Genomic DNA, 21,662 nt, shown 5'->3' on the forward strand with positions numbered 1-21,662 from the left:
CGGGGGGATTACAGATTCCGGTCGATGACCGCTTTCGCGGCCTCGGCCTTCTCTTTCCAGCCGTAACCGGCCTCGTAGACGTGGCGCTTGTTCTCGACCAGTTCTTCCGGCGTCGATTCCTCGAACCCGCCCCTCGCCCACGTTCCGCTGTCGTGGAGCCATTCGACGACGTTCTCTCGCGTCTCGGGCCACGATAGGCCGACCATCTCGTACCACGCGATTATGGCGAAGACGGCGTTATCGTGACAGCCGGGCACGCTTCCTTTCTCGTATATCGTCTGCATCGGCTCGAAGGTCGGCTCCGAGACCGTCTCCCGGAACTCGTCTGCGGTGAGCAGTCTAAGCGCCCCGTCGCTCTCGACGACCCGTCGCTCGTGCTGGAGGCGGTCGAGTGCCGCCATGTGGAGGGCGTCCCAGCGGCCATGAACCGATTCACGGAGTTCCTCTTTGGTGTGCGAGTCGGTCGAGAGTACCGCGACGACGTCCGTGTACGCTTTCTCGATGTCCGTCCACGGCTCCCCGTCGAACTGGCAGTCCGGGCCGTGGAGGTTCGTCGTGGTTCGGCAATCGGGACACGGATAATCGAAGCGTGGCACGGAACCCCGTTCTCACGCTGTGGTAATAGATGATTGGATTTCAGAACGGAGCGGAAACGCCGCGTTTCTTTCACCCACAGTCGGGAAATCGCTCGTTACCGAGCGACCGTCGCGTTTATCGGGCATCGGTCGTAATGTCGAACGATGAACTCACTCCACGCCCGCTATCCCTTCCTCGCATCGGCTCGCGAGGCGGTTCGGGACGCGAATCTCGACATCGCCGAAGTCGTCGCTGGCGAGGGGGACCGCCACCCTGCAGTCGAGCGCGGCGTGGAGCGCGTGCGCCGGGCACTGTTGGACGGAACGGTTCGGCCTCCCGAGGACGGTCGGCGGTGGGGGACGACTGCGGAGGTGCTCTCGTACCCTATCGCACGTATGTTGGTGTCGCTGCTCGACGCGCCGGGGGCAGTCGAGAAGTACGCCAGCGCGGAAGCGGGAACGGCCTACGAGCGGTTCACTGCCGACTTCGAGGCATCCGACGACGGTCTGAAGAGCACGCGAGGAACGTCGCTCGCTCTCGACACCCTGCTCGCCGACTTCGACCTCACCGAGACAGTCGTCAGGCGTGGCGACGATTTCGGCGTGGCGGTCGGCACCTACCTCTCACTCCTCGACGGCGCCGGCGACGACTGGCGACTCGTCACGCGCCAACTCACGGACGGCGTGGTCGTCGTCTCGGAAGCGGAGCTACACCAACTGCTCCGGACGGCGGTGGAGTCGCGCGTCGCCGACGACCTCCCGCTCTCCGTGCCGGAGGAGCTCGGTGACGCGCTCGCAGAAGAGATAGCCGAACTGGAGTCGTCGTTCACCGACGCCGACTTCTCACACGACATCGACACGCTCGCGCCCGACCTCTTCCCGCCGTGCATGCAGAACCTGCTCTCGGCGGTACGAGAGGGTCAGACGCTTCCCGTCTACTCCGAGTTCGCGCTGGCCTCGTTTCTGACCAGCATCGGCCTCAACGCCGACGATATTCTGGCGCTCTGTGAAGTGCGTACCTCCTCGCGGGCAGACCGCCTGCGCTACCGGGTCGATCGACTGCGCGACGAACGCAGCGCCCAGTACGCGCCACCGAGTTGTGCGACGCTCGAAGCCTACGGTGACTGCGACCCAGACGACCGGTGTGAGTCGATACAGCATCCGCTCGCGTACTACGAGCAGGCGCTGGACGAGACCGGAACCGTCACCGACTGGCGCGAGAGAGAGGATAGCCGACTGGCGTGACCGGACGTGGGTCCCACAGGAGAGACGGGAGTGGAACGTCGTTCTGACTGCTCAGTGCTGGTTCGCCAGCCAGAGCCCCACACCGGTCATGAGCAAGACGAAGCCGACGATGACGCCGACGAGAGCGAGTGCTCCCTGTTCCGTGAGTCCGCCGCTGTCGAACTGGCTGCCGACGATGAGCGTGGCTAGGATGAACAGTCCGACCGACCCGACGGAAACGACGATGTCGCGGAGCGTCTCGCCCTCGAGATTCATGCCCGAGGTTTCCCACGGTTCCATCAAAAGTTCTCCGTTTCGAAGTTGGTACCGTGTGAGTCGTCGGTATCGTGACCGCGAGGTGGACCTTTCGGACACCACCGCCAGTGAAGGTCGGCAAATCGAGAGAAATCCGACGTCGAACGCTCGTCCCCGGTCGTAACGAGCCGATACCGCCGAAATTACACGCGAGAACCCGCCAGCTTGCGAGAACAGGTGAAAGTCTTAGGTTAATGGAACGCGTACAGTCAATCACGTAGAAACGGCCGCAGAGGTGTTGGAACGCGCCGATTTTCGTCGTTCACGTTTCGCGTAGGAGGAAGCACCCCATGACGAACACAGCCGCTTCCGGAAAAGTATCGCTCGCTCCGCTGGCCGACACTGGCGAGGCCGACCCTCGCTCGCAGCGCGCCAGAGCGGAGCAGATGGCCGTCACGCCGCTCGGTGGCGGTCTCTACGAAGTCGAAAGCCAGAGCGACCACACGTACTTCGTCGACCTCATCGGCGGGCGTTGTACCTGCCCCGACCACATGATGCGTGGCGTACGGTGCAAGCACATCCGCCGAGTAGCCATCGAAATCAACGAAGGGCGAACGCCTCCGCCGGGGAAGGAGGCCGTCGAGTGCGCCCGCTGCGAGTCGGTCGTCTTCGTGGACGAACGAAAAGCCGACGCGGTGCAGTTCTGTGACCACTGCGAACTCCAGCCCGGTGAGGCCGTCGTCGACCGCGTGACTGGGGACCTGCTCCTCGTCGTTCAGATGCCCGGCTTCCGCGCCGACGACGTCGAGGTGCCCGGCAAGGACACCACCGTCGCCGAGTATCCGGGGAACGAGAACTATCCGGCAAACGACCCGGTCGTCGAAGTCGTCTACCCGCTTCCGTCGGGACTCCGACCGGAGCAGGTACAACCGCGTCACCTCCGTCGCTACTCGTTCCCGCGCTCACGGCTCCGACGCCCCGAGCGGCCGGGCGACCAGTCCGAGTTGACGGATTTCCCGGAGACGAAGTAGTCGAGCGATATATTTTCGGCCGTCTGGAGAAGGGTGCTTTTCGTCCCGAGTGGTTACTTCAGTATCGTCGCTGCTTCCTCGACCGAGAGGACGTCCGCCGCGACCGCGTTGAGGATATCCCGAACGTCGTGGTCCGATTCGTCGTCCTCGCCGTCGCTCCAGAGGTCGTCCATCGAGTCGCCCTCTTCCAGCGCGGTCTCCTTTTTGACCCGGTAGTTGCCGCCGTCGGTCTGGTGGACGTCCGCCGGGTGAAAGAAATACCAGTCCTCGCGGTCGAATCGCACGCCGATTTTCGGTTTCGCGCCGAAGTTCTGCGAGAAGTACACCAGCGCCTCGACCTCCTCGCCAGAGAGGTAGATAGGGTCGCCGGAACTCGATTTCGCCTCGATCGCGTAGAAGACGTTTCCGTTCCCCGCCAGCACGTCTGGCAGTTCGCGCTGGGTCGCACCCCCGCTCGCGGGTGCCCGCATGACGGCGAATCCCGCCTCGTCCAGTCTGTTGACGAGTTCGCGCTCCCGACGGTCGCCCTTCGTGTTCGCCATTCGATTCTCACTACCGCTTCCCGACATATATAGCGGTCGAAGCGGAACGGCCACCTCGTTTTTGCGTTCACGATTCGAAACTATCGACAGTGGCCGAACAACAGGGGCTCGATAGCGACCGCAACCACGGCGACCAGCCCGTACCGGACGACCAGAAATCCGGCCAGACCATCCTCGCACAGGAGATCGAGTCGGGACTGAACGAACTCGAACGACCGAGTGACGGACTGCTCCTGTCGGGGCTATCCGCAGGGTTGGACATCGGCTTCGGCCCGCTGTTCATGGCAGCGCTGACGACCCTGGTCGCATCGGCGTGGGGAGAACCGCTCACCGAAATCGTTGTGGCCAACGCCTACGCTATCGGATTCATCTTCGTGATTCTCGGGCGCTCCGAACTGTTCACGGAACACACGACGCTGGCCGTCTTGCCCGTACTCGACGGACAGGCCTCGATCAGACAGCTGAGTCGGCTGTGGGGACTCGTCTACCTCGGCAACGTCGTCGGCGGGAGCATCTTCGCGGCAGTCGCGGTCGTTTTGGCACCAGCCTACGGAATCGCCGAATCGGGAGCGTTCGTCGATATCGCGAAGAACCTCCTCGACCACAGCGCACCGCTCTTGCTCGTCGGTGGTGTCCTCGCGGGGTGGCTGATGGGACTGCTCTCGTGGCTCGTTACGGCGGCCCGTGAGACCCTCGCCCGCGTCTTTTTCGTCTGGCTCATCGCGACGGCTATCGGACTCGCCCACCTCCCCCACTCCATCGCGGGCAACGTGGAGGTGCTCGCAGGAATGTTTCTCTCACCGTCGATAACCCTGCTCGACTACGCACGGTTCCTCGTCCTCGCGACGGTCGGCAACGCTATCGGGGGTTCGACGTTCGTCGCGCTGTTGAAATACGGACACGTCGTGCGCGGAGGGGAGTAGGAAAGAGACGGGTGCAGTTGCGGCTTACGGGCGAGCGAGGCGAGTGCCGCAGGGCGACCCGAGGCAGTTCACGTCCCGTGCTGCCAGCTTCCCATGTACTCCGCTTGCTCGTCGGTGAGCGAATCGAACTCCACGCCGTCTGCGTCGAGCTTGATTTCCGCAATCTCCTTGTCGAGTTCGTCCGGCACGTCGTGAACGCCAGCGTCGTACTCCGCGCTGTTTTCGACCATCTCGCGGACGCAGGCGGCCTGCACGCCGAAGCTCTGGTCCATTACTTCGACGGGGTGGCCCAGCGCGAGTGGAGCGGCGAGGTTGACCAGTCGGCCCTCGGCTAACACGTTGAGGCGTCGGCCGTCTTCCATCTCGTACTCTCGGACGCCGTCGCGGGCCTCTCGCTCGGCCACGGCGAGGTCGGAGAGCTGAGTCAGGTCGATTTCGATGTCGAAGTGGCCCGCGTTGGCAAGCAAGACGCCATCTTTCATCTCCTCGAAGTGGTCTTCGGTGACGACGTCCCGGTTGCCGGTCGTCGTGACGAACACGTCGCCCTCTTTCGCGGCTTCCGCCATCGGCTTGACCTCGTAGCCTTCCATGTGGGCTTCGAGGGCGCGACGCGGTTCGACTTCGGTGACGACGACCTTCGCGTTCTGGCCGGCGGCCTTCTTGGCGACGCCTTTGCCACAGTAGCCGTAGCCAGCAACGACGACGGTCTTGCCGGCCCACGAGAGGTTAGTCGTCATGGCGATGGTGGCGAGCGAGGACTCGCCCGTACCGTGGACGTTGTCGAACAGGCGCTTCATGGGCGTGTCGTTGACGGCGAAGACGGGGTAGTCGAGCGCGCCGTCCGCGTCCATCGCGCGGAGTCGGTGGACGCCCGTGGTCGTCTCCTCACAGCCGCCGACGACGCTGTCGATGAGTTCGGGGTGGTCTTCGTGGATGGCGGCGACCATGTCCATCCCGTCGTCGACCGTGACGGTGGGTTCGAGGTCGATGACCGCCTCGATGGCCTGGTAGTACTCGTCGTCGTCCACGCCACGCTTCGCGTAGCTCGTGATGTTGGGGTGTTCGTCCAGTGCGGCGCTCACATCGTCGTGGGTCGAGAGGGGGTTACAGCCGGTGACGGCTACCTCCGCGCCTCCTTCTGCGAGCGTCTCGACCAGCACGGCGGTCTTCGCTTCGACGTGCATCGCCATGCCGATTCGCTGGCCGTCGAGGGGTCGTTCGGCCTCGAAATCCTTTCGAATCTCCGTCATTATCGGCATGTGTTGGCGCGCCCAGTCCATCTTCCGATGTCCTTCGACGCGAGCAGTCTCGACGTCGTCTAGCTGCTCGCTTATCGATGGATACTCTGCCATGTCTCGGAGATGGGTGACCGCACCCAAAACGCTACCGAAGGCTGTCAGCCCTCGTGTCGAAAACTATCAGTGTGGTAGTCGTTCGACGATACCGACCGTCGGATTCGGGAGTCGGTCAGCGGACGGTCAGTTTCAGCGGTCGTTTCCGTGACCGTGGCCGTTGTTCTTGCCGTTTCCCTTCTTGGAATCGTCGTCTTCCTCACCGTCATCGTCGTCTTTCTCGGCGTCGTGCTTGTCCTTCCCGTGTCCGTTACCGGGGTGGTCGTCGGCTTTCTCCTCGCCGTTCTTCTCGTCGTGGTCGCTCGGCCCTGCGTGGTCGGGTTTCTTGTCAGCGCCGGGGGTGTTCTGGGTCACCCAGTCGGAGATGACGCGGCCCGGATGCTTCACGTCCTCACCCGAGAGAAGTTTGTGGACGAAGGCCAAAACCTGCTGGCCGAACGCGTCGTCGTTGAACTCCTCCTCCGATGCGAGCAGGCTCACAGTGGTCGAATCGCTCACGTTGCCTTTCGTCGCGGCGACTTCGACCGTCGTGTTGTTCGCGGGGGTCGGCAGGGAAACCGTCCCGTTCGCGTCGGTGGTGTAGCTACCCTCACCCGCGTAGTTGGAGTTGTTCAGTGCCTCGACGCTGACCGAGGCGTTCTCGATGGCGGTCCCGTTCTGTGTCACCGTCACGACGACGACGTCGCTCTGAGAGACGCCGACCGTCATTCCTTCTTCGCCGGTACTTGCGAACGCGGGTGCGGCGACGGAGAGGACGAGCGCCACCGCGAGTATCGGTGCAAGTCTTTTCGGATTCATGCAAATTCCCCAAGCGGGGTCGACAGCATAAACCCCGATTCTCGTTCTGGATTGTTATATCCATACATAGACAGCTCAGATAGTCAGAGAGAGAGTTTAAAATACGACATAATCGTTAAATTCCATCTTTATATGGATTTACTATAATATCCTATAATAAAATAATTATAATATATTGATCAAAAACAAAATCACTCAGTAGCGCGCCCTACAGCCGCTTTCGCACGTTTTTCGGCATTTTTTCGCACTGATTCGTCATCTATAGTTACTACGTCTCTATCCTCCATGAGGACGCGCCCATCACACATCGTATGTCTCACGTCGCTGCCACGCGCGGCGTAAACGAGGTGGCTCACGAGGTCGTGGTGAGGGGTGAGGTGGGGCGCAGAGAGGTCGAGAACCGCGAGGTCGGCGTTCGCACCCTCCTCGACGCGACCACTGGCGAACTCGAGGGCGGTGGCACTCCCCGCGGTCGCCATGTCCACGACCGACTCTGCTCTGACCGCGCTGGCGTCGTTGGCGGCGAGTTTTCCGAGCATCGCCGCGTCGCGCATCTCGCCGAACATATCGAGGTCGTTGTTCGAAGCCGTCCCGTCCGTGCCCAGTCCGACGGTGACGCCCGCGTCCAGCATCGCCTGCACGGGAGCCATCCCGCTGGCGAGTTTCATGTTCGAGGCGGGGCAGTGGACGACGGCGGTGCCCGTCTCGGCGAGCAGGTCGATTTCGGTACTGTTCAGGTGGACGCCGTGTGCCACGAAGTCCTCGGAGTCGGCCATCCCCTCCTCACGGGCGTACTCCATCGGCCGTAAACCACTGTCTTCGACGAGCGGCCTGACCTCGCTTTGCGTTTCGTTCGCGTGGTAGTGAAGCGGGACGCCAATCTCGCGAGCGCGAGGGACGTACTCGTTCAGGTATCGCTCACCGACGGTCGTGAGGCTGTGGGGCATCACCGCCGTCGAGATGCGTCCGTCCGCCGCCCCGTCGAATCGCCGAGCGATTTCGAGACTGGTTTCGAAGTCCTCGCGGGCGGCCTCTTCGTCCTTTCCGACCGTGACGACGCCGTGACCGATTCGAGCGCGGACTCCGGCGTTCTCGACCGCGTCGGCCACCTCCTCGACGTGGAAGTACATGTCCGCGAATCCCGTCGTACCGGACCGAATCATCTCCAGCAGGGCGAGTTCGGTGCCGGCGCGCACGTCCTCGGGCGTCAACGCGTTTTCGACCGGCCAGATGTCCTCACGAAGCCACGATTCGAGGGGTTTATCGTCTGCATAACCACGGAGCAGCGTCATCGCGGCGTGGCAGTGAGCGTTGACCAGGCCGGGAATCACGAGGCCGTCGCTGGCATCGAGCGTCTCGTCGGCCGCCGGAACGTCGCCGACGGCGAGAATCGTCCCCGCGTCCTGATCGACCAGCACGTCGGCCCGGTCGACGGTCATGTCCGGTCGGAGCACCTGCCCGTCCGTGATTCGAAGTGTCGTCATGCTCCCAGGTTGACCGCCCCGGCGCATGACTCTGGTGGATTGCAGTTCACGCCGGGAAAGCAAGAGTAATCAGTCTGGCCGACAGACGCCGAGATGATGCGAATCGCCGTCCCCAACAAGGGCAGATTGCACGACCCGTCGATGGAACTGCTCGAACACGCAGGATTACATACCGTGGACGGTGCAGACCGAAAACTGTACGCGAACACGGTCGACCCGGACGTGACGCTGCTGTTCGCTCGTGCAGCCGACATCCCGGAGTACGTGAGCGACGGCGCGGCTGACGTCGGAATCACCGGCCTCGACCAGATGCGGGAGGCAGGCCCCGGTAACGTCGAAGATTTGCTCGACCTCGAGTTTGGGCAGTGTCGCCTCGTGCTCGCCGCACCCGAAGACGGCGACATCGACGCCGTCGCGGACCTCGCGGGCAAGACCGTCGCCACCGAGTTTCCGAACATCGCGGCACAGTATTTCGCCGAGACCGACGTGTCCCCCGAAATCGTCGAGGTCAGTGGCGCGACAGAACTCACTCCACACGTCGACATGGCCGACGCCATCATCGACATCACGAGCACGGGGACGACCCTGAAGGTCAACCGCCTCGCCATCATCGACGAGGTGCTGTCGAGTTCTGTGCGACTGTTCGCCCGCGAAGACGTCGCCGACGACGAGAAGGTCGAACAGGTGGTGATGGCGCTCCAGTCGGTCATCTCCGCCGAGGGGAAACGCTACCTGATGATGAACGCACCCGAGGACAAACTGGACGAGATTCGGGACGTGATGCCCGGTCTCGGCGGCCCGACCGTGATGGACATCGCCGGAAACGGAAAAGTTGCGATCCACACCGTCGTGGACGAACGCGAGGTGTTTGAGACGATAAACGAGGTCAAGCAACTCGGTGCGAGTGGCATCCTGGTCACCGAAATCGAGCGTCTCGTGGATTGAGCGACGAAGTCGCGGTTCGACGCGTGGCGTCTCCTCTCTCGGGTCGCTTGCCCCGGTCAACGAACGATAGTGACCATCATGGGGGCGCGGTGTGCAACTTTCTCCGCCACGGACCCGAGCAGGACGTTCGCGAGGTCTTCTTTCCCGTGTGTCCCCATGACGACATGGTCGACATCGTGTTCGCGGGCGTACTTGACTATCTGTTTCGCCGGTTGTCCCATGAGGACGACGCTCTCGAAGGGCACGTCACCCGCCATCTCGCGCATCTCCTCGTGGAGTTCCTTCGCGTTCTCCCACTCCTTTTCGTACCACTCGGTCGAGTAGGCGGGCATCCCCGCCTTCCCCAGTGGCGACTGATAGCCGGGCGATAGCGGGTCGATGTCGAACGGATTGACCACGGTGAGGACGGTTATCTCCACGTCCGGCAACGTCAGTGCGTACTCCAGTGCGGCTTCGGCCGCTGGTGAGCCATCGAGCGGGACGAGAACGTGTTCCCCCATGTAGGGGGGTGACGACTGCGAGCCAGTAAAACGATTTTCTCTGTCAGTGACACGAGTCGGGCGCGGAATCAGTCGAGCAAGAAGAGTTCGAAGAGGAGGTACGACCCGACCGCCGAGAGCGTCGGCGAGAGTATCCAGAGCACGACGATTCGACTCACCGCCGCAGGGTCGAACAGGCTCTCGGCCGCTAGTTCTTCGAACTCCTCCTCGCCGATTGGTGGTACCTCGGGCGTCTCACCCCCGTCGCGCGACGCGGGCGGGGTGGGCACCTCGCCCTCTGCGACCTCGCCGATGGTCGGGCCGGGTGGCATCTCCGTCTCGCTGGTCTCGGCGGTGAGCGCACCGGACGAGAGGTCGAAGTCGGGGGTCTGTTCCGGCTGCATCGCAACATCCGCCGCCTCCGCGAGCGTCACCGCGCGACTGGCCCGTCCCCACCCGAGACCGATGATACAGGAGGTGGTGCTCACCGCCAGACTCGCCGGGATACCGAGACGCGAGAGCACGGTGATGATGGTCGCGCCGATGAGCGAGACGATGAGCGCCGCCAGGATGGGGAGGTCGGTGATACCGTCGCCGACGGTGTCGAGCGTCCGACGTGCGATGGTAAACCCACCGAGACCGATGGCACCGATGGCGAGCAAGATACCCTGTTCGATGGTTATCGACCCGTTGCCGACGAGGGGTGCGACCGCGTTCGCCGCGTTCGACGCTCCCGCACTGAAGCCCATGTAGCAGGCAATGACGAGCACTGACAGTGCTCCTACCGCGTCCTGCGTACCGACGCCACGGCCGAGTGCAGGCCGGGGAATCGGCCCCGAGCGGTCGATACGAAACAATCCGTCCTCGATTCGCGAGAACGAAAAGTGGGCGTCCAGATGCGGATACAGGTAGCGTCCGATGAGTAATCCGACCCAGAACGCCGTCAGGGGTGCGACGATCCACGCCGAGACGATGGTGAACATAAGCGACTCGTTCAACGAATCGCCGGCGAGTCCCAACCCGACGATAGCACCCACGGCGGTCATCGACGTGGACGCGGGCACGCCGAAGAGGTTCGAGATGAGGAGCGCGAAGCCGGCGAAAAAGAGGACGACGATGCTCGTCTCCAGGGTGAACTGACCCGCCGGAACGATGCCGTCGCTCATCGTCTGGATGACGTTTCGCCCCACCGTCCACCCACCCCAGAGCGCGAAGACGGTGAAGAGACCGGCCGCTCCGACTTTGCCGATGATACGACTCCCCACGGCGGGGCCGAACGCGACCCCCGTGGACGAACCGCCGATGTTGTACCCGACGAACGCAGCGACGAACAGACCGACTATCAGTAACGCAGTGACCACACTGAATACCCCCGAACCGGACAACGGTTTCGAGCTATTTCGTTCTTTCTCGCCGAGTCACGCGCGGAACGCCGCCCACCGGAGCATGTCGTCGAACTTCACGACCGACCGGTAGCGCTCGTCCGGGTCGTCCGCCATCGCCGTCGAAAGCACGTCGTCTACCTCTGGCGACAGTGGTCGGTCCTCGACGTCCGGGTCACCGTCGGCGGGGGCCTTCCCGGTCATCACGAAGTGAGCGATAGCGCCGAGACGATACACGTCGGTCCGTTCGTCCACCGAGCGGTCTCCCTCGACATCCCCTTCACGACCGCCATCACTGTCGACAGCTCCGTCACTATCTCCGCCACCACAGTCTCTGCCACCTCCACTGTCTCCGCTACCGTCACTGTCACGGGGGTGGACCTGTTCGGGGGCGTCGTACGGCGAGGGGTCGCGGTGTTCAGCGAGTGCGGTGGCGAGTTCCCAGTCGCTCATGTGGACCGTGTCGCCGTCGAGGAGAATCGTCTCGGGGGTGAGTCCGCCGTGAACCAGTCCGTCGCGGTGGGCTTCGTGGATGGATGCGCTGGCGGCGGAGAGCGCGTCGATTCGCTCCGCCAGCGGTCGGTCACAGTCGGCCAGCGACCCGTCCTCGTAGGCCGGCAGTTCGACCCAGTCGTCGCCGAAATCACACACTGGAACGACGCCCCTCCGGTCGCCCAGGTCGGCCCAGCGTTCGACCGCCGCGCGGAACGGTTCGGCGAGCGTCGGGTCGGTCAGGCGTCTCTTCCACACGACTCGTGGGCCGTCGTCGGTGCGCTTTCTGACGCGGTAGGTTTCGGTGACCGCGTCCTCGTCGATGCGTTCGAGGCGACCGTACTCCAGGTCGGGTTCCGGGTTCGGTTCGTGGGGCGACCCTTCCCGCTCGTTTAGTCGGCGATACGCCGCGAACGCGCCGGTTCCGACCAGCACTCCGGAGAGGGCGAGGCCGACGCCGGACGTGAGGAAATCCGTCGTTCCGTCGAGCACGGTAGAGAGAATCGGATTCGAGCGGTCGAAGCCGTAGAGTCCGTCTCGCGTCCCGAGGACGACGTACTCTTCCGTGACACTCACCGTCATCGCGGGGGAGTCCGTTTCGAACAACCACCGACGGGTGCCGTCGTCGGCAGCGAGCGCGGAGAGACCGCCGTCACTGATAACGTAGACAGTGCCGTCACGAACGTCGCCCCAGTAGTAGCGAACGTCCGAATCGGACGTGTCGAACGTCCACCGCTCCGACCCGTCGGTGTTCACGGCGTAGACGACACCGTCGTACGACCTGGAAAATATCGCCCCGTCGGCCACGATGGGACGGAGCAGACCCCGTTCGGCCTGCACGTCGTACTGCCAGCGCATCGTCCCGTCGGTCACGTCTATCGCCGACAGGACGCTCCCCCAGTGATACAGCGTTCCCTCGTGCAAGATGGGAAAGGCAAACGATTCCTTGCCGAGGGAGACGAACCACTGCTCAGCGCCGTTTTCGGTCGAGAGGGCGTAGACGTTCCGTCCGTTCGTATCGAGACAGTACACCCGTTTTTCGTCCGCGAGCAGCAAAAAGAGGTCGTGCCGGTCGGAGTCGTTCGAACTCCAGCGTTCCGTTCCGTCGGCAATCGAATAGGCGTAGACACCGTCTTCGGTACCGGCGTAGAGCGTCGACTCGGTGTGAACGAATCGGTAGACGCGGTCTCCCTCCGGTGTGACTTCCCAGCGTTTCTCTCCCGACTCCGCATCGAGTGCGACGACCGTAGACTCGGCGCCCACGAAGACCGTTCCGTTTGCGACTTCGACCTTCGAGGGTCCCGAAACGACCTGCGAGGGACGTCCCGAAAGCGAGTGTCGCCAGCGTTCCTCACCGTTTTTCTCGTCGAGCACGACGATGGTATTCCTGGGTCCTCGCTCGTCGGTCTCGCTCTCGACGAGAGAGAGGACGCCATCCTCGACGGAGAGCGTGGACGCGGACGGGTACGTGGACGACCACCGTTTCTCGCCGCTCGACAGATCGACCGCATAGGCGTTCGCGCGGTTCGGGTCGCCCGCCCTGGTCGACGACGCGGCGAGCGCGTACACCGTCCCGTCCGCTACGACCGTCCGGAAGAACCCATCCCGCCTCGGTATCGTCCACCTCGGCTTCGGTGGATCACCTGTCGAATCGTTCGCGGGCGTCGTCTCGGCACGGCCCACTGCGGCGGCAACGCCGACTGTTCCGGAAGCCGTCAGAAATCCGCGTCTGGAGAGCAGCGGTGACGAGGGATTCATACTCGCATCGAACGGTGTCGAGTTATTTAGAGGTAGAGATGTTCGGCGAAAAATATGTCTCGCATCGGTGTCGAACCACCGATGCGCGTCGTCGAGGTCACGGACGGAATCGAGGAGGCCAGTGCGCTCGTGGTCGCCGGGATGCGAGCGGGGATGCACCGACAGCCCACAAACACAGGTTGGTGGACGTCCCGAGACCCCCAGTGCCGACGACGAAGGGGGAGTCGTCTGCGCGTCAAGACGCGACGAAGACCGGACACCCGGACGTTCGTGAAGCGGAAAGAACTTGCCAACTTGAGCCGTCCTCTCAGACATGGAAGCGAGTTCTGCCCAGCGCGAACGAGCGGCATCGGTCGTCGTCGTCGATTACGGACTCGGTAATCTCCGAAGTGCCGTCAAAGGGCTCGAACGCGCGGGGGCGAACGTGGAGGTTTCCGACGACCCCGCTCGGTTCGAGACGGCGGACGGCATCGTCCTTCCGGGCGTCGGTGCGTTCCGCGAGGGCGTCGAGAACGCCGGACCGTATCGTGGTGCGCTCGTCGATGCCGCAGAAGACGGGACCCCTGTGTTCGGCATCTGTCTCGGCATGCAGATGTTGTTGACGACGAGCGAGGAAGCCGAACACGCGGGGGAGGGAGACGTGACCGGACTCGACCTGATTCCCGGACGGAACGTCCGATTCGACGACGAACAGAAGGTCCCACACATGGGCTGGAACGAACTCTCGGTCGAGCGTGACCATCCACTCGTGGACGGCGTCGACGGGGAGTACGCGTACTTCGTCCACTCCTACTACGCCATCCCCGAGGACGACGACGCCATCGTCGCGACGACCGACTACGGAACCGAGTTCCCCAGCATCGTCGCCGACGAGTCGGGAACCGTCTTCGGAACGCAGTTCCACCCCGAAAAGAGCGGCGAGACGGGGCTTCGAATCCTCCGAAACTTCGTCGACATCTGTGAAAACGCTCGGTAACGCGACGCAGGTTCCGAACCAACGACGACCAGTTAGCTAAATTGAGGCGCTAATCCCCTTCCTCAAGGACCGAGGCGCGAAGCGCCGAGGGAGTAGGGAGGGGATACAGCGCCGCACAGTTCTCATACACTCCTCGGTGGCCGGCCCATAGGCCACCACAGTCGCAACACTTTTGTGCATAGAGTATATACTATGCATACGGTGAAACGGACCACAATCACGCTCCGAGAAGACCAACACGAGTGGATTCAGGAACACCACTTGAATCTCTCCTCGTTCATCCGCGAGCGACTTGACGAGTACATCGAGGAATACGAGTAGCACTATGTACTACGCCTACAAGTACCGTCTCAAGCCGTCTGACGCCCACCGCGAGGAGTTGGACCGCCACCGAGACATTTGTAGGCAACTGTACAACCACACGCTCTACCGCCTCAACGAGTACCAAGACGAACACGATGAGCTGCCGTCCATGACCACCCTGCGGTCGGAGCTACCCGACCTCAAGAAGTGGTGGGACGACCTCACGGACGTGTACTCGAAGGTTCTCCAAACCGTCGTGGAACGTCTGTTCGACAACCTCAAAGGACTCTCCAAGCTCAAAGAGAACGGCTACGGCGTCGGCCAACTCAAATGGAAGCCGCCACGCGAGTTTCTCAGTTTCACGTACAGTCAGTCTGGCTTCAAGCCTGACAAGAAGGGCGGTCAGACTGTCTTGTCCCTGTCGAAACTCGCGGACATACCGATACGACTCCACCGCGCCATCCCCAACGACGCCACCGTGAAGCAGGTCACGGTCAAGAAGGAACCGACGGGCGAGTGATTCGCCACGTTCGGTGTCGAAATGGACCGTGAACCACCCGAACCGCCCGAGAATCCCGAGAAGTGCGCCGGTATCGACGTGGGTATCCTCAAGTACGCTCACGACACCGACGGGACGGCGGTCGAGTCACTTAACCTCTCGGACGAACGTGAACGCTTGGAGCGAGAGCAACGGAAGCTCTCACGGAAGCAACACGGGTCGAACAACTACGAGAAGCAACGGCGGCGCGTTGCGAAGTGTCACGCCGACCTCCGACGGAAGCGCCGCGACCTCTTGCACAAGCTCTCGAACTACTACGCTCGGGAGTACGACCTCGTAGCGGTCGAAGACCTGAACGTCAAAGGGATGATGGAGTCTCCGTCGAACAGTCGTAACACCGCCTCCGCCGCGTGGCGGACGTTCCTCTCGTTACTTGAATACAAGTGCGAGCGCGAGGGGACGCACTTCGTGGCGGTCAACCCGAGAGGGACGACCAACGAGTGCGCGTCCTGCGGCGTTTCGACGGAGAAACCGTTGTGGGTCCGTGAACACTCCTGTCCCGCCTGCGGGTTTGAGGCGGACAGGGACGCGAACGCGGCGTGGAACATTCTTTCTCGCGGTCTGCAAGACATAGGAGTGGGATACTCCGAATCAACGCCTGTGGAGACTGCACTCCCTGTGGATACGCCTGTATCTGCAAAGCGCGTCGTGGAAGCAGGAAGCCCTACCCTCAAGGAGCGAACGGCGTCAGCCGTGAGCGAGTAGGGTAGGGTAGTTCACAGGAACTCGCGTACGTCCGAGTACCACATATCGTGGTGGTCTACCACGCCGATTCGCCGAGCGATTTTCGCGGCGATGACGTGCCAACACAGCGCCGCTGGGTCGTCGGGGTCGAGATTGTACTCGCTGTCCCGGCACGTACAGCCGTCCTCGACGATGTACTCGTCCTCGAAGCCGACGACGACCACGAAATCCCGGTACTCTTTGACTCGCCGTTCGGAGACCGCCTCGATGGCCTGTCGTCCCCGGTCGTCGTGCACCGCGAGGATATGCTGGACGACGTCCGGCGTGAGTTTGCCGACGTCGGCCAGTTCGACTTGCCACTGCTCGACGGGAGTCACGGCGGTCCCTCCCTGGGCGAGCGCGGCCGACGAACCTGGTTACACAGCGAACGCACGGGCCATCGGTTCGAAGGGGCGAAATAAACTCGTTCCGGTAGCGGGTAGAAGTTCACTTCGGTGTTGACGTTTCTGGGGAGAGGGGCCGAGTTTTGGTCACGTAATCGGTGACGGTGAGCCGAACCGTCTGTGCTGAAGTGTACTGATACGTACTGGAATGTACTGCCCGGACGAGTTGGCGCTTGCTGTGTGAGACCGTTTTGGTGAAGTCGTGTTCGGTGCTAGTGCTTAAGCAATGCCACGCCCTCACTCAGGAACTCCCCTTGGAGGCGCTTCGCGCCTCCTCCGTCCGTCCCTTCGTTCGCCCGTTGCCTCCAGGCCGCAGGCCGGGCGCGCTCCAGCGCGCCCGGCCAAGCTAAGCCGACCAGCCGCTTTTGGCGGTTGCTCGGCCAGCGACTCGCGGTGGCAGGACGGCCATTCGCCACACTGAATCCCGTTGGTACGTGCCGAGTCGGGCCGCGAGCGGCCCGACTCGACTTTGGCGGCCTGGAGGCAACGGGTGAACGACGGAGGGAACGAGCGGCGTAGCCACGAGTGACCGACCGAGTGAGAGCGTGGCGTTGCTCAAGCATCAGCAGTCACGACAGCCCTGTTTGGTTTATCTCCTCGTCCTCGGTTCCCAATCACCGCTCGTCCCAGTGAACGTGACTGTGCTCGAGCACCAGACGACTTTTCCCATCGCTGTCGCGGTTGAACCCGCATGCCTTTTCGCGCCGCGACCCGGACTGCGAACCATGAACGTCCGCGAGGGAGGAGTCGAGGTGGTCGTCCCCGAACAGGAGGGCGACTCCATCACCGACGACGTGTTCTTCAACCCGGTACAGGAGTTGAACCGCGACCTGACGGTGGCCGTCCTGCGAACCTACCGCGACCGCGAACCGCGGGCGGAGAGCTACCTCGACGCGATGGCCGCCTCGGGCATTCGCGGGGTTCGGGCCGCCGCGAACGAGTGGGACGTGACCTGCGCCGACATCGACCCCGAGGCGGTCGAACTCTGCCGCGAGAACTTCGCGCGCAACGACCTCTCGGGCGAGGTCGTCCACCGGAACGCCAATGCGCTCATGCACGAGTCGGTGTTCGACGTGGTGGACATCGACCCCTTCGGGACGCCCATCCCCTTCGCCGACGCCGCGTTCGCCAACACGCGCGACCTCGTCTGCGTCACGGCCACCGACACCGCCCCGCTCTGTGGCGCACATTTCCACAGCGGGGTCAGAAAGTACAGCGCCATCCCGCGGAACACCGACTACCACGCCGAGATGGGCGTACGCATCCTCCTCTCCGCGCTCGCGCGCACCGCCGCGCGCTACGACGCCGGTGTGACGCCCTTGCTCACGCACGCGACGAACCACTACGTTCGCACTTACCTCGAACTCGACCACAGCGCGACCGACGCGAACGCCGCCGTCGACGAACTCGGCCACCTCTACCACTGCGAGGACTGTCTCCACCGCGAGTACGACCACGGACTCGTCGCCGACCCACCCGAACGCTGTCCGGCCTGCGAGAGCACCCGCGTCGTCACCGCGGGGCCGGTCTGGCTCGGCGCGACCCACGACGCGGAGTTCGTCGCCTCCGTCCGCGAAGCGGTGGCCGAGGAGATGGGAACCGCGAAACGGGCCACGAAGCTCCTGAACACGCTCGAAGGAGAACTCCACGAACCGACACACTACGACCAGCATCGCCTCTGCAAGGAGTGGACGCGGTCAGCTTCCGGTATGGACGAGTTCCTGGCCCGACTGCGAGACGCGGGGTACGATGCCTCGCGCACCCACTACGGCGGGACGACGTTCAAGACGAAAGCGAGCGTCGCGGCGATTCGAGACGCGACGCGACCGTAGCGAAATTTTTAGTGCGATTTCGACGAAACACTGCCCGTGAATCTCGGAGCACCAGTACGCGCAGCAGCAACAGCACGCGCGATCGTATCGCGGGCGCGTGAGCAGGAGATAACGTTTCTCGCCGCCAGCATCGCCTACTACGCCTTTGTCTCGATACTGCCTGCGCTGTTGTTGGCGCTCGCGCTCGCGTCGTTCGTAGGCGGCGACGCGTTCGCCACCGACGTCGTCGGCCTCGTCCAGAGCTTTCTCTCACCCAAGGCACGGGACACGGTACAAAAGGCCCTCTCTAACGCCTCGGGACGTGGCAGTGCGACGGTCCTCGGGGCCCTCGTCCTCACGTGGAGTACCCTCAAGGTGTTTCGGGGTCTCGACGAAGCGTTCTCGCGGGCTTACGGCGTCCACCCGGAAGAATCGTTCGTCGAGACGGTTCACGACGCCCTCGTCGTGCTGGTCGTCATCGCCCTCGCAGTCGGTGGTATCACGCTCGTCAATCTCGTGCTCTCTCTGCTCTCGTGGATTCCGTTCACGGGGACGCTCACCTCGCTCGTCCTCCTGTTTGCACTCGTGCCGGTGTTTCTCCCGCTGTACTACTTCTTTCCGGACACGGACGTGACGCTTCGTGAGGCGGTTCCCGGTGCCGTGGTGGCGACCGTCGGCTGGACCGGGCTGCAGGTGGCCTTTCAGATGTACGTCGAATCGGCGGCGCAGTTTTCGGCGTACGGGGTGCTCGGCGGTGCCCTCCTGCTCGTCACGTGGCTTTACTTCGGGTCGATAATCCTCCTTCTCGGTGCAGTCGTGAACGCCGTCCTCGCCGGAAGTGGCTTCAGGAAAACTAAAGACGTGGGAGAAACCAAGAAAAGACAGCAGGTAGACCGAGGAGAGCACATGAACGACGATACAGAGCAGTCCGCACCGGACATTCTCGAACTGCACGACGACGTGGAACGTCTTCGCTCGGAGTTCGAGGAGTTCGAGCACGATGTCGACGAGCGAACGGTTCAGAAACCCGAACTCGAGTCGGAACTGAAACGATACGTCCGCAAGCGCATGCGGCGCGGGCACGCGCGGGGGTGGGGGCCGTACCTCGTCCTCTTGTACGGAACCCTGATGACGGTCGGGGCGTTCCGCTATCTGGACGGAGGGTGGGCTATCGCCGCCATGCTCATCGTTTGGCTCTCGACGCTCGGCCTGTACACCCTGATGGTGCTGGTCGGCTTCGGCGTCAGTGCGGTGGGCATGCCGGCGCGCGTCGGCGGAACTATCCGAAACTGGCGCTCGTAACGATGACCAGAGGATGGGGTATCGTCGAACTGCTTCACGACGTTCTGCCCGGGTGGTCGCGGGAACTGTTCGTGTTCGTAACGCAACTCGGTGACGCATGGTTTCTGTTCCTCGTCGGCGCGCTCCTCTACTGGTTCAGTGACGACCGCGAACGGTTCGGTTTCGTCATCGGCGCGACGATTGGTGCGCTCGCGCTCACCCTCGCGCTGAAGGAGTTTTTCGCGCTCCCCCGTCCACGCAGTGCACTCCAGTTCGGTTACGCCACCGGTTACGGCTTTCCGAGCGGACACGCCATCGGTTCGACCGTGTTCTGGGGGTCGCTCGCGGTGACGATAGACCACTGGGCGCGGCGAATGCGAGTGGTGGCGGCGGCCGGCATCGTCGGCCTCGTTTCCTTCTCGCGTCTCGTTCTCGGTGTTCACTTCACCGTCGACGTGGTGTTCGGAATCGGAGTCGGAATCGCCTACCTCGTCGTTCTCGTCGTGGGGTTGAACCGGCGGCCACTCTCTGCGTTCGGCCTCGCCGTCGTCTGCGCGCTCGCGGCCGCCGCAATCGCATTCAGTACGCCCTCCGAGACCCCCCACGCGTTCGACTCGCTTTTCGATTCGGTCGCGGCACTCGGCGGAACGACCGGGGCGCTCCTGACGTGGTGGACGCTCGGCCCGCCGGAGGAAGCGGTCGCTGCTCCTAGAATGGTCGGCGGCGTTCTCGCACTCGGCGGACTGTCGTATCTTGGTCTCGAAGTGTCGCTACCGATAGTCGCGGTGTTCGCAGTCAACGCGGTCGTGCAGGGTGGAATACTGGCGTATCCGAAGATTGCCGGTAGAAAAGCGGTCGAAAAGGAACCGAGTTAGAACTTCTCTAGGTACTTCTCTTTCTCCCAGCCGGAGACGTACATCTTGTACTCGTCGTGTTCGGATTTCTTGGCCTTGATGAACTTCTCGGTGACGTGGTCGCCGAGGGCTTCCCGGACGACGTCGTCTTCTTCGAGCGCGTCCAGCGCACTCATGAGCCTTCCGGGGAGCATCGTGATACCGTGTTCTTCACGCTTCTCCTCGTCGAACTCGTAGATGTCGTCGCGGACGGGGTCGCCAGGGTCGGACTCGTTTTCGATACCGTTCAGGCCCGCCTCGATGATGGCCGCCAGCGCGAGATACGGGTTACACGACGGGTCGGGACTGCGAATCTCGAACCGCGAACTCGTTCCGGCGGCGTCGGGGACGCGGATGAGCGCCGAGCGGTTCACGTCGCTCCAGGCGATGTAGACGGGGGCCTCGTACCCCGGGACGAGACGTTTGTAGGAGTTGATGGTCGGGTTGGTGATGGCGGTGAACGCCTTGGCATGGTCGAGGACGCCGCCCATGAAGTGGTAGGCCGTCTGGGAGAGGTTGAACTCGTCGTCGTCGTCCGCGAAGGCGTTGCCGTCCTCGTCGAAGAGGCTGATGTGACAGTGCATGCCCGACCCGTTGATTTCGGCGATGGGTTTCGGCATGAACGTTGCGTGGATGTCGTTCTGTTCGGCGACGGCACGAACGACGGCGCGGAAGGTGGCGATGTTGTCCGCCGCGGAGAGGGCGTCGTCGTATTTGAAGTTGATCTCGTGCTGGCCGTCTGCGACCTCGTGGTGACTGGCCTCGATTTCGAAGCCCATCTGTTCCAGCGTGAAAATGACCTCACGACGCACGTCACTCGCCATGTCCTTGGGTGCGAGGTCGAAGTAGCCGCCCGAGTCGTGGGGGATGGTCGTCGCTTTCCCCTCGTCGTCCTTCTCGAACAGGAAGAACTCGGGTTCCGGGCCGATACTGACGGTGTAGCCCATCTGTTCGGCCTTCGAGAGGACGCGCTTCAAGACCTGCCGGGGGCCACCATCGAACGGCGTTCCGTCGGTGTTCACGACGTCACAGATGAGACGAGCACTCGCCGTGTCGCCGTCGGAGCGCCACGGGAGAACGGTGAACGTCGACGGGTCGGGTTCGAGGCGCATGTCGCTTTCCTGAATACGGGCGAACCCCTCGATGCTCGAACCGTCGAACCAGATTCCTTCGTCGAAAGCTTTCTCGACCTGGTGGGCAGGGATGCTGACGTTCTTGACCGTCCCCGTGATATCGGTGAACTGGAGGCGAACGAAGTCGACGTTCTCGCGCTCCAGTTCGTCTAGAACCTCCTGCTCTTCTTTCGATAAGCCTGCCTCCTTTTTGGTGGCAATATTTCCATCTGTCATCTTTATCGACACTGTACGCAAATACATCCACCATTAAAACAGTAACGGTTGGTCAACTGTGCAATTTTGGGCCAGAATTGGATATTCGTTAAATTCTAATGTGAGGAGTGGGTTGGTTGGTGT

At 62.8% G+C, this 21,662-nt stretch carries 19 protein-coding genes and 1 pseudogene; 9 read left to right on the forward strand and 11 right to left on the reverse strand.

Going from position 1 to position 21,662, the window contains the following annotated elements; genetic code table 11:
- Positions 1 to 8: 8 nt before the first annotated feature.
- A complete protein-coding gene (locus ACR3FF_RS02440; protein ID WP_458185732.1) occupies positions 9 to 596 on the reverse strand; it encodes a DUF7474 family protein in 588 nt (195 codons plus the stop codon).
- Positions 597 to 740: 144 nt separating this feature from the next.
- Here ACR3FF_RS02440 and ACR3FF_RS02445 point away from each other — a divergent pair, with 144 nt between their 5' ends.
- Positions 741 to 1,820 carry a DNA primase large subunit PriL gene (locus ACR3FF_RS02445; RefSeq protein WP_458185734.1) on the forward strand — a complete coding sequence of 360 codons (1,080 nt, stop codon included), beginning with the start codon at positions 741 to 743 and terminating at the stop codon, positions 1,818 to 1,820.
- A gap of 51 nt (positions 1,821 to 1,871) precedes the next feature.
- On the opposite strand, the gene ACR3FF_RS02450 is transcribed toward ACR3FF_RS02445, so the two are convergent.
- Positions 1,872 to 2,099, reverse strand: a complete 228-nt coding sequence (locus ACR3FF_RS02450) for a DUF7472 family protein (protein ID WP_458185736.1) — start codon at positions 2,097 to 2,099, stop codon at positions 1,872 to 1,874.
- A 305-nt stretch (positions 2,100 to 2,404) separates the two neighbouring features.
- Between ACR3FF_RS02450 and ACR3FF_RS02455 the strand changes: the two genes are divergently transcribed.
- Positions 2,405 to 3,085 carry an SWIM zinc finger family protein gene (locus tag ACR3FF_RS02455; protein WP_458185738.1) on the forward strand — a complete coding sequence of 227 codons (681 nt, stop codon included), beginning with the start codon at positions 2,405 to 2,407 and terminating at the stop codon, positions 3,083 to 3,085.
- Between the two features lie 53 nt (positions 3,086 to 3,138).
- On the opposite strand, the gene hjc is transcribed toward ACR3FF_RS02455, so the two are convergent.
- Positions 3,139 to 3,627 (reverse strand): Holliday junction resolvase Hjc, encoded by a 489-nt coding sequence (gene hjc, locus ACR3FF_RS02460; RefSeq protein WP_458185740.1) that lies wholly within the window; start codon positions 3,625 to 3,627, stop codon positions 3,139 to 3,141.
- Positions 3,628 to 3,716: 89 nt separating this feature from the next.
- Here hjc and ACR3FF_RS02465 point away from each other — a divergent pair, with 89 nt between their 5' ends.
- Positions 3,717 to 4,550, forward strand: coding sequence for a formate/nitrite transporter family protein (locus ACR3FF_RS02465; protein ID WP_458185742.1), 834 nt, complete (start codon positions 3,717 to 3,719; stop codon positions 4,548 to 4,550).
- A 68-nt stretch (positions 4,551 to 4,618) separates the two neighbouring features.
- Here the strand turns inward: ACR3FF_RS02465 and ACR3FF_RS02470 are convergent, their stop codons facing one another.
- The 3 genes from ACR3FF_RS02470 to ACR3FF_RS02480 form a co-directional block, all read right to left on the reverse strand.
- Positions 4,619 to 5,902, reverse strand: a complete 1,284-nt coding sequence (locus tag ACR3FF_RS02470; RefSeq protein ID WP_458185744.1) for an adenosylhomocysteinase — start codon at positions 5,900 to 5,902, stop codon at positions 4,619 to 4,621.
- Positions 5,903 to 6,034: 132 nt separating this feature from the next.
- Positions 6,035 to 6,700, reverse strand: a complete 666-nt coding sequence (locus ACR3FF_RS02475) for a hypothetical protein (protein WP_458185746.1) — start codon at positions 6,698 to 6,700, stop codon at positions 6,035 to 6,037.
- 191 nt (positions 6,701 to 6,891) lie between these two features.
- Positions 6,892 to 8,184, reverse strand: a complete 1,293-nt coding sequence (locus ACR3FF_RS02480; RefSeq protein ID WP_458185747.1) for an amidohydrolase — start codon at positions 8,182 to 8,184, stop codon at positions 6,892 to 6,894.
- A gap of 96 nt (positions 8,185 to 8,280) precedes the next feature.
- On the opposite strand from ACR3FF_RS02480, the gene hisG reads away from it, so the two are divergent.
- Positions 8,281 to 9,129, forward strand: a complete 849-nt coding sequence (gene hisG / locus ACR3FF_RS02485; RefSeq protein ID WP_458185817.1) for an ATP phosphoribosyltransferase — start codon at positions 8,281 to 8,283, stop codon at positions 9,127 to 9,129.
- Positions 9,130 to 9,185: 56 nt separating this feature from the next.
- Here hisG and ACR3FF_RS02490 read toward each other — a convergent pair whose 3' ends face one another.
- From ACR3FF_RS02490 to ACR3FF_RS02500, 3 genes are all read right to left on the reverse strand, one after another.
- A complete protein-coding gene (locus ACR3FF_RS02490; protein WP_458185749.1) occupies positions 9,186 to 9,629 on the reverse strand; it encodes a universal stress protein in 444 nt (147 codons plus the stop codon).
- Positions 9,630 to 9,697: 68 nt separating this feature from the next.
- Complete coding sequence (locus ACR3FF_RS02495; RefSeq protein ID WP_458185751.1) at positions 9,698 to 10,969, reverse strand: inorganic phosphate transporter; 1,272 nt, start codon at positions 10,967 to 10,969, stop codon at positions 9,698 to 9,700.
- Between the two features lie 57 nt (positions 10,970 to 11,026).
- Positions 11,027 to 13,240 (reverse strand): outer membrane protein assembly factor BamB family protein, encoded by a 2,214-nt coding sequence (locus ACR3FF_RS02500; RefSeq protein ID WP_458185753.1) that lies wholly within the window; start codon positions 13,238 to 13,240, stop codon positions 11,027 to 11,029.
- 313 nt (positions 13,241 to 13,553) lie between these two features.
- Between ACR3FF_RS02500 and hisH the strand changes: the two genes are divergently transcribed.
- A complete protein-coding gene (gene hisH, locus ACR3FF_RS02505) occupies positions 13,554 to 14,216 on the forward strand; it encodes an imidazole glycerol phosphate synthase subunit HisH (RefSeq protein ID WP_458185755.1) in 663 nt (220 codons plus the stop codon).
- A gap of 325 nt (positions 14,217 to 14,541) precedes the next feature.
- A pseudogene (locus ACR3FF_RS02510) lies at positions 14,542 to 15,783 on the forward strand (RNA-guided endonuclease InsQ/TnpB family protein).
- Between the two features lie 11 nt (positions 15,784 to 15,794).
- Here the strand turns inward: ACR3FF_RS02510 and ACR3FF_RS02515 are convergent.
- Positions 15,795 to 16,139, reverse strand: coding sequence for a hypothetical protein (locus ACR3FF_RS02515; RefSeq protein WP_458185757.1), 345 nt, complete (start codon positions 16,137 to 16,139; stop codon positions 15,795 to 15,797).
- A gap of 791 nt (positions 16,140 to 16,930) precedes the next feature.
- Between ACR3FF_RS02515 and ACR3FF_RS02520 the strand changes: the two genes are divergently transcribed.
- The 3 genes from ACR3FF_RS02520 to ACR3FF_RS02530 are packed head-to-tail and all read left to right on the forward strand — an operon-like array spanning position 16,931 to position 20,172.
- Positions 16,931 to 18,037, forward strand: coding sequence for a tRNA (guanine(26)-N(2))-dimethyltransferase (locus tag ACR3FF_RS02520; RefSeq protein ID WP_458185758.1), 1,107 nt, complete (start codon positions 16,931 to 16,933; stop codon positions 18,035 to 18,037).
- 36 nt (positions 18,038 to 18,073) lie between these two features.
- Positions 18,074 to 19,318, forward strand: a complete 1,245-nt coding sequence (locus tag ACR3FF_RS02525) for a YihY/virulence factor BrkB family protein (protein ID WP_458185760.1) — start codon at positions 18,074 to 18,076, stop codon at positions 19,316 to 19,318.
- 2 nt (positions 19,319 to 19,320) lie between these two features.
- Positions 19,321 to 20,172: a phosphatase PAP2 family protein gene (locus tag ACR3FF_RS02530; protein ID WP_458185761.1), complete on the forward strand. Its 852-nt coding sequence runs from the start codon at positions 19,321 to 19,323 to the stop codon at positions 20,170 to 20,172.
- Here ACR3FF_RS02530 and glnA read toward each other — a convergent pair.
- Positions 20,169 to 21,539 carry a type I glutamate--ammonia ligase gene (gene glnA / locus ACR3FF_RS02535; RefSeq protein ID WP_458185762.1) on the reverse strand — a complete coding sequence of 457 codons (1,371 nt, stop codon included), beginning with the start codon at positions 21,537 to 21,539 and terminating at the stop codon, positions 20,169 to 20,171. The two genes, ACR3FF_RS02530 and glnA, sit on opposite strands and share 4 nt — an antisense overlap.
- Between the last annotated feature and the right edge of the window lie 123 nt (positions 21,540 to 21,662).

Source organism: Haladaptatus ordinarius (assembly GCF_054177595.1).

Coding starts and splice junctions, on each gene's coding strand:
- ACR3FF_RS02445 (WP_458185734.1), top strand. CDS start 741: ATGAACTCACTCCACGCCCGCTATCCCTTCCTCGCATCGGCTCGCGAG.
- ACR3FF_RS02450 (WP_458185736.1), bottom strand. CDS start 2,099: ATGGAACCGTGGGAAACCTCGGGCATGAATCTCGAGGGCGAGACGCTC.
- ACR3FF_RS02455 (WP_458185738.1), top strand. CDS start 2,405: ATGACGAACACAGCCGCTTCCGGAAAAGTATCGCTCGCTCCGCTGGCC.
- hjc (WP_458185740.1), bottom strand. CDS start 3,627: ATGGCGAACACGAAGGGCGACCGTCGGGAGCGCGAACTCGTCAACAGA.
- ACR3FF_RS02470 (WP_458185744.1), bottom strand. CDS start 5,902: ATGGCAGAGTATCCATCGATAAGCGAGCAGCTAGACGACGTCGAGACT.
- ACR3FF_RS02475 (WP_458185746.1), bottom strand. CDS start 6,700: ATGAATCCGAAAAGACTTGCACCGATACTCGCGGTGGCGCTCGTCCTC.
- ACR3FF_RS02480 (WP_458185747.1), bottom strand. CDS start 8,184: ATGACGACACTTCGAATCACGGACGGGCAGGTGCTCCGACCGGACATG.
- hisG (WP_458185817.1), top strand. CDS start 8,281: ATGCGAATCGCCGTCCCCAACAAGGGCAGATTGCACGACCCGTCGATG.
- ACR3FF_RS02490 (WP_458185749.1), bottom strand. CDS start 9,629: ATGGGGGAACACGTTCTCGTCCCGCTCGATGGCTCACCAGCGGCCGAA.
- ACR3FF_RS02500 (WP_458185753.1), bottom strand. CDS start 13,240: ATGAATCCCTCGTCACCGCTGCTCTCCAGACGCGGATTTCTGACGGCT.
- hisH (WP_458185755.1), top strand. CDS start 13,554: ATGGAAGCGAGTTCTGCCCAGCGCGAACGAGCGGCATCGGTCGTCGTC.
- ACR3FF_RS02520 (WP_458185758.1), top strand. CDS start 16,931: ATGAACGTCCGCGAGGGAGGAGTCGAGGTGGTCGTCCCCGAACAGGAG.
- ACR3FF_RS02530 (WP_458185761.1), top strand. CDS start 19,321: ATGACCAGAGGATGGGGTATCGTCGAACTGCTTCACGACGTTCTGCCC.
- glnA (WP_458185762.1), bottom strand. CDS start 21,539: ATGACAGATGGAAATATTGCCACCAAAAAGGAGGCAGGCTTATCGAAA.